The organism is Streptomyces sp. NPDC001868 (assembly GCF_040297125.1).
Taxonomy (GTDB): domain Bacteria; phylum Actinomycetota; class Actinomycetes; order Streptomycetales; family Streptomycetaceae; genus Streptomyces.
In genome coordinates, this window is sequence record NZ_JBEOYO010000005.1 from 25,831 (window position 1) to 39,449 (window position 13,619).

General features: G+C 70.4%; 11 protein-coding genes. 5 read left to right on the forward strand and 6 right to left on the reverse strand.

Translation table 11 applies throughout. The features are described from left to right. Positions 1 to 76 precede the first annotated feature (76 nt). Positions 77 to 415 carry a P-II family nitrogen regulator gene (locus ABT147_RS07980; protein ID WP_351403367.1) on the reverse strand — a complete coding sequence of 113 codons (339 nt, stop codon included), beginning with the start codon at positions 413 to 415 and terminating at the stop codon, positions 77 to 79. A gap of 3 nt (positions 416 to 418) precedes the next feature. After that, positions 419 to 1,744 (reverse strand): ammonium transporter, encoded by a 1,326-nt coding sequence (locus tag ABT147_RS07985; protein WP_351403369.1) that lies wholly within the window; start codon positions 1,742 to 1,744, stop codon positions 419 to 421. 141 nt (positions 1,745 to 1,885) lie between these two features. Between ABT147_RS07985 and era the strand changes: the two genes are divergently transcribed. Together era and ABT147_RS07995 are read left to right on the forward strand one after the other, a co-directional pair. Continuing rightward, the gene (gene era / locus ABT147_RS07990) at positions 1,886 to 2,848 is read left to right on the forward strand and encodes a GTPase Era (RefSeq protein ID WP_351403370.1); all 963 of its coding nucleotides are present in this window, start codon (positions 1,886 to 1,888) and stop codon (positions 2,846 to 2,848) included. A 125-nt stretch (positions 2,849 to 2,973) separates the two neighbouring features. Further along, positions 2,974 to 3,684, forward strand: a complete 711-nt coding sequence (locus tag ABT147_RS07995) for a bleomycin resistance protein (protein WP_351403371.1) — start codon at positions 2,974 to 2,976, stop codon at positions 3,682 to 3,684. 73 nt (positions 3,685 to 3,757) lie between these two features. Here ABT147_RS07995 and ABT147_RS08000 read toward each other — a convergent pair whose 3' ends face one another. From ABT147_RS08000 to ABT147_RS08015, 4 genes are all read right to left on the reverse strand, one after another. Continuing rightward, positions 3,758 to 5,725 (reverse strand): protein-arginine deiminase domain-containing protein, encoded by a 1,968-nt coding sequence (locus ABT147_RS08000; protein WP_351403372.1) that lies wholly within the window; start codon positions 5,723 to 5,725, stop codon positions 3,758 to 3,760. 420 nt (positions 5,726 to 6,145) lie between these two features. Then, positions 6,146 to 7,480, reverse strand: coding sequence for a GH1 family beta-glucosidase (locus tag ABT147_RS08005; protein WP_351403373.1), 1,335 nt, complete (start codon positions 7,478 to 7,480; stop codon positions 6,146 to 6,148). 88 nt (positions 7,481 to 7,568) lie between these two features. After that, positions 7,569 to 7,835 (reverse strand): protealysin inhibitor emfourin, encoded by a 267-nt coding sequence (locus ABT147_RS08010; protein WP_351403374.1) that lies wholly within the window; start codon positions 7,833 to 7,835, stop codon positions 7,569 to 7,571. Positions 7,836 to 7,847: 12 nt separating this feature from the next. Continuing rightward, on the reverse strand, positions 7,848 to 8,918 hold the full coding sequence (locus ABT147_RS08015) for a M4 family metallopeptidase (RefSeq protein ID WP_351403375.1): 1,071 nt from the start codon (positions 8,916 to 8,918) through the stop codon (positions 7,848 to 7,850). A 409-nt stretch (positions 8,919 to 9,327) separates the two neighbouring features. Here ABT147_RS08015 and leuA point away from each other — a divergent pair, with 409 nt between their 5' ends. The 3 genes from leuA (at position 9,328) to ABT147_RS08030 (ending at position 13,576) form a co-directional block, all read left to right on the forward strand. Beyond that, positions 9,328 to 11,049, forward strand: a complete 1,722-nt coding sequence (leuA, locus tag ABT147_RS08020; RefSeq protein WP_351403377.1) for a 2-isopropylmalate synthase — start codon at positions 9,328 to 9,330, stop codon at positions 11,047 to 11,049. A gap of 218 nt (positions 11,050 to 11,267) precedes the next feature. Further along, positions 11,268 to 11,999 (forward strand): tellurite resistance TerB family protein, encoded by a 732-nt coding sequence (locus ABT147_RS08025; RefSeq protein WP_502983047.1) that lies wholly within the window; start codon positions 11,268 to 11,270, stop codon positions 11,997 to 11,999. A gap of 200 nt (positions 12,000 to 12,199) precedes the next feature. Next, positions 12,200 to 13,576: a cytochrome P450 gene (locus tag ABT147_RS08030; protein ID WP_351403378.1), complete on the forward strand. Its 1,377-nt coding sequence runs from the start codon at positions 12,200 to 12,202 to the stop codon at positions 13,574 to 13,576. Positions 13,577 to 13,619 lie beyond the last annotated feature (43 nt).

The window sequence follows — 13,619 nt, forward strand, 5'->3', positions numbered from 1 at the left end:
ACTGACAGGTGAGGGGTGGTGCCGCCCGACCGGCGGCACCACCCCTCACCTCGACTCCGCCATGACGCGGTCACGGTCAGAGCGCGTCGGGCCCCCGCTCGCCCGTCCGCACCCGTACGACCGTCTCCACCGGCAGCGCCCACACCTTGCCGTCGCCGATCTTCCCGGTGTGGGCGGCCTTGACGATCGTCTCGATCACCGCGTCCGAGTCGGCGTCCTCGACGACGATCTCGATACGGATCTTGGGGACGAGATCGACCTGGTACTCGGCGCCCCGGTACACCTCGGTGTGGCCGCGCTGCCGGCCGTAGCCGCTGGCCTCGGTGACGGTCAGACCGTGCACGCCCGTCTCCTGCAGGGCGGACTTGACCGCGTCGAGGCGGTACGGCTTGACGATCGCGGTGATGAGCTTCATGGCTTAGGCCTTGGCCTTCTGCGAGGAGGGGACGGACGCGCTGACCGGGGCGCCGTGCCCCAGGACGCCGTGATCGTATGCCGTCTCGGCGTGCACCGTAAGGTCGAGACCGGTGTGCTCGTGCTCCTCGTCCGCGCGGAAGCCCAGCACCTTGTCGATCAGCTTCCCGATGCCGTACGTGACGAGGAAGGCGTACGCCCCGACGGCGACCACGGCCACCAGCTGCTTGCCGAGCTGGGCGAGCCCGCCGCCGTAGAGGAGGCCCTCGGCGCCGCCGGTCATCGACTCGACGGCGAAGACACCGATCAGGACCGTGCCGATGACACCGCCCACCAGGTGGACGCCGACGACGTCGAGCGAGTCGTCGTAGTCGAGCTTGAACTTCCAGCCCACGGCGTACGAGCAGACGACACCGGCGGCCAGGCCGATGACCAGTGCGCCGAGCAGGGAGACCGAGCCGCAGGACGGGGTGATGGCGACCAGACCGGCGACCGCTCCGGAGGCCGCGCCCAGGGTCGTCGGGTGGCCGTCGCGCTTCTGCTCGACGAAGAGCCAGCCGAGGAGGCCGGTGCAGCCGGCGGCGAGGGTGTTGAGGAACGCGGCGGCGGCCAGGCCGTTGGCGCCGAGGGCGGAGCCGGCGTTGAAGCCGAACCAGCCGAACCAGAGCAGACCCGCGCCGAGCATGACCATCGGCAGGTTGTGCGGGCGCATGGCGTCCTTCCTGAACCCGAGCCGCGGGCCCAGGACCAGGCACAACGCCAGTCCCGAGGCGCCCGACGTGACCTCCACGGGCAGGCCGCCCGCGAAGTCGAGGGCGCCGAGGTCGTCGAGGATCCAGCCGCCCGGTCCCCACACCCAGTGGGCGACCGGAACGTATACGAGCAGCGCCCACACCGGCACGAAGACCAGCCACGCTCCGAACTTCGCGCGGTCCGCGATCGCGCCGCTGATCAGCGCGGCCGTGATGATCGCGAAGGTCAGCTGGAAGGTGGCGAAGAGGAGGGTGGGGACGGTGCCGTGGACGTCGGCGGGGCCGAGGCCGCCCATACCGAGGTGGTCGAGGCCGCCGATGAGACCGCCGAAGGCGTCGTCCCCGAAGGCGAGCGAGTATCCGGCGGCCAGCCACACCACGGTGACCAGGGCGATCGAGACGAAGCTCATCATCAGCATGTTGAGGACGCTCTTCGTACGGACCATGCCGCCGTAGAAGAGGGCGAGGCCCGGGGTCATCAGCAGGACGAGGGCGGTGGCGGCGAGCAGCCAGGCGGTGTCGCCTGTGTCGATGCGCCCTGCGGCAAGGGCGGCGGCGAGAGTCACGGTCGTCTCCATCGAGGTCGGGGCTCGTCAGAGGGTCACCGGAACGCGTTTCCGGATGCGTACGGGTGTGTTTCCGTGACGTTTCGTTGCGTGAGGGTTTCGGAAAGCTCACGGTCCGTGCTGGGTACGGCGGGGCTCTGTCGATCAGGGACAATGGGCGCCATGAGCGTTCGTACCCAGTCATCCGAGCAGCCGGCCGAGGCCGCCCACCGTGCCGGCTTCGCCTGCTTCGTGGGCCGCCCCAACGCGGGCAAGTCCACCCTCACGAACGCTCTGGTCGGCCAGAAGGTGGCGATCACGGCCGACCAGCCCCAGACGACGCGGCACACCGTACGGGGCATCGTGCACCGTCCGGAGGCCCAGCTGATCCTGGTGGACACCCCCGGCCTCCACAAGCCGCGCACCCTGCTGGGCCAGCGGCTCAACGACGTCGTGCGCACGACCTGGGCCGAGGTCGACGTGATCGGCTTCTGTCTGCCCGCGAACGAGAAGCTCGGCCCCGGTGACCGTTTCATCGCGAAGGAACTGGCGTCCATCAAGAAGACGCCGAAGATCGCGATCGTCACGAAGACCGACCTCGTCGAGAGCAAGCAGCTCGCCGAACAGCTGATCGCCATCGACCAGCTCGGCAAGGAGCTGGGCTTCGAGTGGGCCGAGATCGTGCCCGTCTCGGCGGTCGCCGACAAGCAGGTGGACCTGCTGGCCGACCTGCTCGTCCCCCTCCTCCCGGAGGGCCCCGCCCTCTACCCCGAGGGCGACCTCACCGACGAGCCCGAGCAGGTCATGATCGCCGAGCTGATCCGCGAGGCGGCCCTGGAGGGCGTCCGTGACGAGCTGCCGCACTCCATCGCGGTCGTCGTCGAGGAGATGCTCCCCCGCGAGGACCGCCCCGCCGACCGGCCCCTCCTCGACATCCACGCCTTCGTCTACATCGAGCGCCCCAGCCAGAAGGGCATCATCATCGGCCCCAAGGGCAAGCGCCTGAAGGAGGTCGGCATCAAGTCCCGCAAGCAGATCGAGGCCCTGCTCGGCACGCCGGTCTTCCTTGACCTCCATGTGAAGGTCGCGAAGGACTGGCAGCGCGACCCGCGCCAGCTGCGGAAGCTGGGGTTCTGACCCCCCGGTCGACACCGAGTCCGGTCGACTTCGAGTCCGGTCGACTTCGAGCCCGTTTCGACATCGAGCCCGTTCGATGGCCCTAAAGGGGTCGCCCGCTGGTCAAATTTGACTAGGGTGAAGCAATGGGTGAGAAGACGATTCCGATCCTTCCGTGTCAGAGCCTCCCGCCGCTCCTCGACTTCTATGTGGCCCTCGGCTTCGAGGTCACCTTCCAGCAGCGCAGCCCCAATCCCTATGCCGTGGTGGAGCGGGGCGGGATCGAGCTGCAGTTCTTCGGGCTGAAGGCGTACGACCCGGCCGTGTCGCTCAGTACGTGTTACGTGATCACGGACGAAGTCGACGCGTTGTACGCCGCGTTCCGGACCGGTCTCAAGGAGACGTACGGGCGGATACCCACGCGCGGGCTGCCGCGTATCGGGCCGCTCAAGGACATGTCGTACGGCGTGCGGCAGTTCCTGATGACCGATCCGGGAGGCAACTGCGTCCGGGTCGGGCAGCCGACGAGCGAGGACCAGAGCCACCGGCCAGCCCCGAAGGAGACGTTCGCGCGAGCCCTCCACCACGCGTCCCTGCTGACGGACTCGAAGGAGGATCCGGCCGCCGCCGCGCGGGTCATCGACCGGGTGCTGGGGTCGACGGAACAACCGACGCCGTCGCTGCTGGTACGACTGCTCGTGCTGCGTGCCGATGTCGCCGTACGGCTCGGCGACGAGGAGACGGCGACCACCGCGCTCGTACGGGCGGAGACGGTACCGCTCACCGGCGAGGAGCGGGACGCGGCCAAGGACGCCCTGCTGCGGCTGGAGGATCTGCGGGGCCGGGGCCCGGCCTGAGAGAGCGCCGCCGCCCCGGGACGGTTCTCCGGGGCGGCGGCGGGCATGCCGGGTCAGGCGGTGGTGGCGGGGGTCAGCGCGTCCACCAGGCCGCCGACGTGTTCCTCAGGGTGTTGGTGCCGCAGTGGATCTCGCCCATACCGAGGTGGTACGTCTCCCAGTCGTCGAGGTACGACACCTTCATGCCGGCGCCGCTGTACGCCGCCGTCACGGCCTCGGTGAAGATGTCCTTGCCGCCGATGACCGGGCCCCACTGACGCGGAGCGAGGTAGTGGGTGCGGCTGAGGACGACGCCGTTGACGGCGCCGGGGACGTAGGCGCTGGTCATGACCGGCGGCGCGGGCGCGGGCGCCGCCGGGGAGGCCGCCCCCTGGCTCTCCCTCGGCGCGTCGAGCCGCTGCTGCTGGCCGTACTCCCGTGCCACCTCCGGGAGTTCGGCGCCGGTGCCGAGACGGGTCAGCCGGGGCAGGCGGACGGTCTCGTCCGCGCCGCCCGACTGCGACTCGCCCACCTGGTCCCTGCCCTGGGTGTAGAGCGCCGGGACGCGTACGACCTCGGCGTCCGTGACACCCGTCTCGCGCTTGAGCACCGCGAGGTTGGCCTCGATACGGCGCGTGGCGAGGTTGTTGTCGGAGACCAGGTTCTTGGAGCCGAGGGCCTCCGAGATGGACTCCCAGGGGACGTTCGGGATGGAGAACATCGGCTTCGAGCCGTGACCGGCGGCCTTCGCGTCACGCAGCAGCTTCAGCCCCGCCTCGGGGTCGGCGACCGCGATCTTCCAGCCGCGCGGGGTGTCGGCGGGCAGGAACTGCACGAACTCGTCGACATGGCCCACGTGCAGCCAGGACGTGTCCAGGAACAGGGGGTCCTGGAGGCCCTGGGACTTCAGGAACGTCCGCATCACCTTCGCCGGCTTGTCGCCGGTGTCGGGGCGCTGCCCCATGATGATCCGGCCCGCCGGGAACGAGCGCTCGCCGTGGGCGTACGGCGGAATGGTCTCCAGGTTGCCCATGGAGTTGAGCGTCCACTCCTCCGACTCCTTGGCGCCCGTCACCTGCACGGCACCGATGTTCCGGCCCCGCAGCTTCTCGAACAGCTCCCGGCCCGACTCCCGGTCCAACTGGGCGGAGCGCAGCATCACGCGCATGGCCTGCCGCTTGCCGTTCGCGCCGGTCATGCTGACGTACGCGGGCTCCACGAAGTCCTGCGCCCAGATGTCCCCGTACTTGGTGAAGTTCACCGTCGGCTGGGTGATGCCGGCGTTCTTGGCCGCCTTGTCCAGGCCCTCGCGGAAGGCGCGGTTGAGCTTGCCGTAGTTGCCGCCGGAGACCTTGGTGACCAGCAGCTGCTGGGCGTTCTGCAGGTGGTGGTGGGTGAGGAGCGGGGCGACGCGCAGGGTGACCGAGTCGGCGGTCGTGCCCTTGGAGGACTTCACGGTCAGCCGGACGCGGGCCGTCCCGTCCCACTTCGCGGTGTCCCGGATCACGTCCCGGGCCTCCACGCCGAACTCCACGCCCGCGCGCAACTCGGCCCGCGACAGACGGGTCTTGTCCGTGACGGGCTCCCACTTCGTGCCCCGCTTGACGAACACGCGGGTCTGCTTGGCGCCCGCCGTGATCTTCACGCTGCCCTGGGCGCCGGCGGGGGCGCTCTTCATCGGTACGGACCGGACGCGGGCCAGGTCGGCGATGTCGGCCGTGCCGTTCACCTTGGTGTCGGAGGCGTCGTTGCAGGCGGCCAGCTGGGCGTCCGTGAGGGGCTTGCCCTTCGGGCCCGTGGACGGGCAACGGCTGCTGTCGTCGTCGATGTTGGGCAGCATCAGCGCGCCCCGGGCCACGGTCCAGCCGTTCTCGCCGGCGGTGTCCGTCGTGCCCGTGACGTCGACCCGGCCGTCCCTGTTCGTGTCCACCCGGAGGTCGGTCGGGGGTGCCCCGGCGGCGAAGGCCGCGGGGGCGGCGAGGGAGGGGGTGGCGAACAGGGTGCCGGAGACGGCGAGTACGGCTATCGCCCGGTGGGCGGGTCTGGGTGAACGCGGGGGCACGGGTGTCCCTTCAGTGGTGAGGTGGTCAGCACTGAAGAGGGGTGGTGGGGAGGATGCGTTGCCTGTGAACCCGCTGTGATTTCGCCCCCGCCGCCCCTACCCGTCCCATCCCCAGGGGCGCTGCCCCTTCGACCCCGAGGGGTGCTGGGTGGTGGGCGGGGTGAGGGGTGGGGTGTTTGGGGTGGGTGGGCGTGTGCGGGTTCGGTGGGGGTTCTCGCGCAGTTCCCCGCGCCCCTGAAAAGCACGGGCTGCGCCCTGTGCTTTTCAGGCCGCAGCCCCGTCGTCTTTCAGGCCGCAGCCCCGTCCCTTTCAGGCCCCCCGGGGCCGTCGGCTTTCAGGCCCCGGGGCCTGAATCCTTTGGGGGCGCGGGGAACTGCGCGATCAGCCCCCACGCACCCGCACCCGCCGACGAACCGGGCGTCACCCCCCGCTCTGCCCCCGCAGCACATCCCGGTACCACCCGTACGACGTCTTCGGAGTCCGCTCCAGCGTGTCGAAGTCGACGTGGACCAGCCCGAACCGTCGCGCATAGCCCTCCGCCCACTCGAAGTTGTCGAGAAGGGACCACACGAAGTACCCGCGGACATCGACCCCCGCCTCGACCGCCCGGTGCAGCGCGCGCACATGGCCGTCGAGATAGGCGACGCGCCGCTGGTCGTCGACGCCCTCGTAGGAGCAGCCGTTCTCGGTGATGACGACGGGGGGCAGCCGGTCGCCGTAGCGGGCGTGGAAGGTGGTCAGCAGTTCGGTGAGGCCCTCGGGGACGACCGGCCAGCCGAAGTCGGTGGTCGGGACGTTCTCGATCTGCTTGACGGTGAAGGGGAGTTCGGCCGGGATCGTGACACCGCCGAACTCGATGTCCGCGCCCTCGGGGGCACCCACGCGGGTGGGGGCGTAGTAGTTGACGCCGTACCAGTCGATGGGTTCCGAGATGATCTTCAGGTCGGAGTCGATGTCCGTGCCCGGCATCAACTCGCCGATGCCCTCCGGGTATTCGCCCAGCAGGACGGGCTCCGCGAACAGCCGGTTCAGGAGAAGGTCGTAGAAGCCGGCCGCCTCCACGTCCGGCTGGGCCTCCGACGCCGCCCATGTCGGCCCGTGCGAGTTGGCGATGCCGATGTCACCGACTCCGGCCGCGCGCAGGGCCCGTACGGCGAGACCGTGGCCCAACAGCTGGTGGTGGGCGGCCGGGAGCGCGTCGAACATCAGCTGCTTGCCCGGCGCGTGGGTGCCGAGGGCATGGCCCAGGAGCGTGTGCTCGGCGGGCTCGTTGATGGTGATCCACTTGGTGACGCGGTCACCGAGCCGCGCGGCCACGACGGCGACGTACTCGGCGAACCGCTCGGCGGTGTCCCGGTTCAGCCAGCCCCCCGCCTCCTCCAGCGACGACGGCAGATCCCAGTGGAAGAGGGTGGGGACGGGGCGTACGCCCGCGCTCGCGAGTTCGTCCACCAGGCGGTCGTAGAAGTCCAGGCCGTTCGGGGTGTTCACCCGGGGCCAGGAGATCGAGAAGCGATAGGCCCCCACGCCCAGGTCGCGCAGCAGGGCCACGTCCTCGGGGTAGCGGTGGAAGTGGTCGCAGGCCACCGCCGCCGTCGAGCCGTCCTTGATGTGGCCGGCCCCGGCCGAGAAGGCGTCCCACACGGACGGCTCGCGCCCGTCGACGGCCCCCTCGATCTGATGCGCGGAGGTCGAGACGCCCCACAGGAAGCCTGCCGGGAACTGGGGTATCGGGTTCGTCGGGTTCGTCGCCATGGGCGGATCATCCGTACCACTGGTAACGGAAGTCAACGCCCCCGGGTGAAGTGCCCGTTAAGCGCCCTGAGCACGGCCGGGACGCCCCTCACGCCCCTTCCTTCAGCACCCTTCTGATCAGCTCCCGCTGGTCCTCCGTCAGCCGGGGGTCCGCGCAGTGCACGGTCCTGCCGTCCACCGTGATCTCGTACGCGAAACCGTCCGGCACCCCCAGCGGCGGAGCGCCCCGGCCGGCGGCGAGTGCCCGCTCGGCCAGGGCCTGCCAGTCGCAGGCGTCGGGCCGCCCGGCGGTGTCCACCACCGCGTGCCGCTCGATGCCCGCGAAACCGCCCGTGCGCCGCACTTCAATACGCATGGGTCATGTGTACTACAGCGTCCGTACGCCCACCTGCTCCCAGGCCTTCAGCACCGCCGTCAGCTCGTCGCCCTGGCCGTAGCGGTCCTTGGCCGCCTTCACCGTGAGCGTGGCGAAGTCGACGAAGAGGGCCTGCTTGCTCAGTTCGCCGCCGGTGAGGACGTCGTACCAGATCTGCCCGGCCCGCTCCCAGGCGTGGCCGCCGAGGGCCGTGGCCGCGAGGTAGAACGCGTGGTTGGGGATACCGGAGTTGATGTGCACCCCGCCGTTGTCGCGGCCCGTGCGGACGTAGTCGTCCATGGTCGCCGGCTGCGGGTCCTTGCCGAGGACGTCGTCGTCGTACGCCGTGCCCGGGGCCTTCATCGAGCGCAGGGCGGTGCCCGTGACGCGCGGGGCGAGCAGGCCCGCGCCGATCAGCCAGTCGGCCTCGGCGGCGGTCTGGCCGAGCGTGTACTGCTTGATCATGGCGCCGAAGACGTCCGACATGGACTCGTTGAGCGCGCCCGGCTGGCCGAAGTACGTCAGGTTCGCCGTGTACTGGGTGACGCCGTGGCTCAGTTCGTGGCCGATGACGTCGATCGGGATGGTGAAGTCGAGGAAGATCTCGCCGTCGCCGTCGCCGAACACCATCTGCTCGCCGTTCCAGAAGGCGTTGTTGTAGTCGCGGTCGTAGTGCACGGTCGCGTCCAGCGGCAGCCCGGCGCCGTCGATCGAGTCGCGCGCGTACGCCTGGAGGAACAGCTCGAACGTGGCACCCAGGCCCGCGTACGCGCGGTTGACCGTGGCGTCCTTGCCGGGCTCCTCGCCCTCGCCGCGGACCTTCCTGCCGGGCAGGGCGGTGCCGTGGCGGGCGTCGTGGATGGTGCGGTGCGGTTTGCCCGTCTCGGCGCCGGCGGGCGCGGCGATGCTCGGGGCGCCGATGACCGTGGTCAGCCGGCGGTGGGTGCGCTCGAAGGCGTCGCGCTCCAGGGTCTTGCGCGCGGCGCCCGCGAGCACCGGGTCCTCGGCCTGGGAGAGCTTGTCGAGGACATGCGGTGGTACGACGGTGCAGAAGACGGGCTCGTGGCCCCCGTTGGTGGTCATGTCCCGCACGATTGCACTCCGTTAAGGGCGTGTCACTAGGGGCAACCATGATTGGTGAAATGTCGCCGTATGGGTTGCGTTTCGTCAGCGCCTTGTTACTGAGGGTTCCGTGCGGGCTTTCCGTGGTTGGGGCTTCTCGCGCAGTTCCCCGCGCCCCTGGAGGGGCGCTCGTCGCACCCGGTGTGGTCTTGCGCACCTTTTGTCCCGCTTGCTCCTTCGGTCCCGCATACTGATACGGCCCCCCGCACCGGGCAGGACTCAGCTAGGCTGCGCAGCATCATGCGTTTCGGGCTGCTTCTCCTTAGCTGCCGCGGCGAGGGCCTGTAGTCGAGGCCGACCCCCTCCCCGCGGTGCTTTGGCGTTGCGTCGTCGGCCGTCCTTTCCGGACCATCGAGGAGCCCACGCAATCATGGCGAACCGCCAGCAGCCCACGTCCATGCCGATCCACAAGTACGGACAGTACGAGCAGGTCGACATCCCGGACCGCACGTGGCCGAACAACCGGATCACTACCGCCCCCCGTTGGCTCTCCACCGACCTGCGCGACGGCAACCAGTCCCTGATCGACCCGATGTCGCCCGAGCGCAAGCGCCGGATGTTCGACCAGCTGGTCAAGATGGGCTACAAGGAGATCGAGGTCGGGTTCCCGGCATCGGGACAGACGGACTTCGACTTCGTACGGTCGATCATCGAGGAGCCGGGGGCCATCCCCGACGACGTCACCATCTCCGTACTGACCCAGGCCCGTGAGGACCTGATCGAGCGGACCGTCGAATCCCTGAAGGGCGCCAAGCGCGCGACCGTCCACCTGTACAACGCCACCGCCCCCGTCTTCCGCCGGGTCGTCTTCCGCGGCTCCAAGGACGACATCAAGCAGATCGCCGTGGACGGTACGCGGCTGGTGATGGAGTACGCGGAGAAGCTGCTGGGCCCGGAGACCGAGTTCGGGTACCAGTACAGCCCCGAGATCTTCACCGACACCGAGCTGGACTTCGCGCTGGAGGTCTGCGAGGCGGTGATGGACGTCTACCAGCCCGGCCCGGGCCGCGAGATCATCCTCAACCTGCCCGCCACGGTGGAGCGTTCGACGCCGTCGACGCACGCCGACCGCTTCGAGTGGATGAGCCGCAACCTCTCCCGCCGCGAGCACGTCGTCATCTCCGTCCACCCGCACAACGACCGCGGTACGGCCGTCGCCGCCGCCGAGCTGGCGCTGATGGCCGGCGCCGACCGCGTCGAGGGCTGTCTGTTCGGACAGGGCGAGCGCACCGGCAACGTCGACCTGGTCACCCTGGGCATGAACCTCTTCTCGCAGGGCGTCGACCCGCAGATCGACTTCTCCGACATCGACGAGATCCGTCGTACGTGGGAGTACTGCAACCAGATGGAGGTCCACCCGCGCCACCCGTACGTGGGCGACCTGGTCTACACGTCCTTCTCCGGCTCCCACCAGGACGCCATCAAGAAGGGCTTCGACGCCATGGAGGCGTCCGCGAAGGAGCAGGGCAAGACCGTCGACGACATCGAGTGGGCGGTCCCGTACCTGCCGATCGACCCCAAGGACGTCGGCCGCTCCTACGAGGCGGTCATCCGGGTCAACTCGCAGTCCGGCAAGGGCGGTATCGCCTACGTCCTGAAGAACGACCACAAGCTGGACCTGCCGCGCCGGATGCAGATCGAGTTCTCCAAGCTGATCCAGGCGAAGACGGACGCCGAGGGCGGCGAGGTCACCGGCTCCGACATCTGGGCCGTCTTCCAGGACGAGTACCTGCCGAACCCCGACAACCCCTGGGGCCGGGTCCAGGTCCGCAACAACCAGTCGACCACCGACAAGGACGGCGTGGACACGCTGACCGTGGAGGCCGAGGTCGACGGAGCGGAGACCACCCTGGTCGGCACCGGCAACGGCCCGATCTCGGCGTTCTTCCACGCGCTGCAGGGCATCGGCATCGACGCCAGGCTGCTGGACTACCAGGAGCACACGATGAGCGAGGGCGCCTCCGCACAGGCCGCCTCGTACATCGAGGTCGCCATCGAGGACAAGGTCCTGTGGGGCATCGGTATCGACGCGAACACGACGCGTGCCTCGCTGAAGGCGGTCGTCTCCGCCGTCAACCGCGCGGCCCGCTGACCAGCCCGACCGGCGGTTTGAAAGCCCCGTTCGCCGGATTCCGGCGGGCGGGGCCCGTCGTTTACCGGCCAAACCCGGTGATCGTCGTGGGTGGGCCTCGTCCGGAGTACTGACTGCGCCTCAACAATGTGGCTAACATCACGCAAGCGCGGCGATGTTGCCGAGGGGGCACTTCCCGCGCCCAAGAGCCGTGTGTGGGGGAGTGACGGAGGTGCGACGTGCTGCCAGGACGGGACCCGATCGGCGATGCCGCCGCGCTCGCCCGCGTCGGGCACACCAGCCGTGCCGCCGGCCTGTCGCGGGTGCTGGGCACCCGGATCGCGTGGACCGGCGTCGGTGACGGCGAGTTCTTCTGTCCGGGCTGCGGAGGCGACCGCAACTACCAGCGTCTGCTCGGGCGCCGCCGCTTCACCTTCCTCGGTGTCCCCGTCCTGCCCCGCGGCGAGACGGGCCCCGTGGTGGAGTGCGCGGCCTGCCGCCACCACTACGCCACGGACGTCCTCGACCACCCCACCACCACCCGCTTCTCCGCGATGCTCCGCGACGCCGTCCACACGGTGGCCCTGGCCGTCCTCGCGGCCAGCGGCACCTGCTCCCGCCCCTCGCTGACCGTCGCCGCGAGCGCCGTCCGCTCCGCCGGGTTCGACGACTGCACGGAGGACCAGCTCGGCGCCCTCGTCGAGGCGCTGGCCGCCGACACCGGCCGCGTCTTCGGCGAACCCTGCGGCCCCGGTCTGGCCATAGAGCTCCACGAGGCCCTGGACCCGCTGGCCCCACACCTCGCCCCGACCGGCCGCGAGGCGATCCTCCTCCAGGGCGCCCGGATCGCCCTGGCGGACGGCCCGTACACCCCGGCGGAGCGGGACGCGCTCGCCACGGTCGGAGCGGCGCTGACGATCTGCTCGGACGACGTGACACGACTGCTGGTGGCGGCGCGGACACCGTCGTAGTCGGCACGGGCGCGGCCACCGTCGTGACCGCGACAGCCACCGTCATGACCGCCGCTGTGCATACATGCGTACTGGTTTCGTACGTGCGCCCTTCCTAGCCACCTCCGCGCTTCGAGCGCCCTCGTGTGCGCTTGTATGGGCCACGCGTCGCTGGGGATCGTCGCCAGAGACACCCCCCCCACGGCACTGCGAGGTCCCAGGTGACGACGACGACCGACACCGCTCCCTCCGCTCCGGGAGCGCTCCCGCTCATCGGCCACGCGGGCCGGCTGGCCCGCGACCGGCTGGGCTTTCTCGAAGAGGTGCGCGCCCTCGGGCCGGTCGTCCGGATCCGGCTGGGGCGCACCCCGGTCCATGTGGTCAGCGCCCCCGAACTGGTCCAGCGGATGCTGGTGGCGGGCAACGGGGTGGAGTTCGACAAGGGCGGCCCCTTCTTCGACCAGGCCGCCCAGCTCGTCGGGGACGGCCTGTCCACCTGCCTGGCCGGACCCCACCGGCCGATGCGCGCCGCGCTGCGGCCCGTGTTCGCCCGGTACCAACTGCCGCACCACACCGAGCGGTTCCGTGACTGCGCGGTGGAGGTGACCTCGGCCTGGCGGTCCGGGCAGGTCGTCGAGCCGTACACGGAGATGAAGCGCTTCGCGGTCGCCGTGCTGGCCCGGACCCTCTTCCTGGCCCCCGAGGACCGGCAGGCCGTCGAGGCCGTCCAGCGCAATGTGCCGGTGATGCTCTCCGCTCTGGCGACCCACATGATGGTGCCCGGCAGCAATCGTCTGCCGACCCCCGAGAACTGGCGGAACGCACGGGCGTCCCGGGAGACGCGCGCGGCGGTCGCCGCGATGGTCCGGCGCCGGATGAGCGACCCCGTCGACCACCACGACCTGATGTCGGCCCTGGTGCCCCCCGACCGCCCGGACGCCTACACCGAGCAGGAGGTCTTCGACCAGGTCATCACGTTCTTCATCGGAGGCACCGAGACCATGTCGTCGCTGCTGTCCTGGACCCTGCATCTGCTCAGCCGCCACAGGGAGGAGTACGAGCGGCTGGAGACCGAGCTGGACGAGGTGCTCGGGGACCGGCCGATCACCTACCAGGACCTGGGCCGGCTGACGTACCTGCGGCGGGTGATCAACGAGTCGCTGCGGCTGCACCCGCCCGTGTGGCTGCTCAGCCGGGTCGTCCTCGTCGACACCGAGCTCGGCGGCCACCCGCTCCCCGCCGGCGCGGGCCTGCTCTTCAGCCCGTACGCCCTGCACCGGGACCCGGACGTCTTCGCCGAGCCCGGGCGGTTCGACCCCGACCGCTGGATCGAGGACCGGATCGAACGCCGCCACCGGGAGGCGTTCATCCCCTTCGGCGCCGGCGCCCGCAGATGCGTCGGCGACGCGTTCGGGCTCGCCGAGGCGCAGACGGCCCTCGCGGTGATCCTCCGCGACTGGCGGGTACGGCCGAGTCCGGGCGGGATCCCCGAGCCGCTGCTGCGGATGACCATGCGACCGCAGGGGGAGCGGCTGGTCCTCGACCGCCGGACGGACCGGGCCCCCTCCACCGGGGCCGGAGTACTCCCCGGGGAGTAGTACGGCCGTCGTACCGCCCCCGGCAGTACCGCTCAACTCGCCC

Bases quoted from the DNA above. Each gene is read 5' to 3' on its own strand.
- ABT147_RS07995 (WP_351403371.1), top strand. From the start codon at position 2,974: ATGGGTGAGAAGACGATTCCGATCCTTCCGTGTCAGAGCCTCCCGCCG.
- ABT147_RS08010 (WP_351403374.1), bottom strand. From the start codon at position 7,835: ATGCGTATTGAAGTGCGGCGCACGGGCGGTTTCGCGGGCATCGAGCGG.
- era (WP_351403370.1), top strand. From the start codon at position 1,886: ATGGGCGCCATGAGCGTTCGTACCCAGTCATCCGAGCAGCCGGCCGAG.
- ABT147_RS07980 (WP_351403367.1), bottom strand. From the start codon at position 415: ATGAAGCTCATCACCGCGATCGTCAAGCCGTACCGCCTCGACGCGGTC.
- ABT147_RS08005 (WP_351403373.1), bottom strand. From the start codon at position 7,480: ATGGCGACGAACCCGACGAACCCGATACCCCAGTTCCCGGCAGGCTTC.
- leuA (WP_351403377.1), top strand. From the start codon at position 9,328: ATGGCGAACCGCCAGCAGCCCACGTCCATGCCGATCCACAAGTACGGA.
- ABT147_RS07985 (WP_351403369.1), bottom strand. From the start codon at position 1,744: ATGGAGACGACCGTGACTCTCGCCGCCGCCCTTGCCGCAGGGCGCATC.
- ABT147_RS08015 (WP_351403375.1), bottom strand. From the start codon at position 8,918: ATGACCACCAACGGGGGCCACGAGCCCGTCTTCTGCACCGTCGTACCA.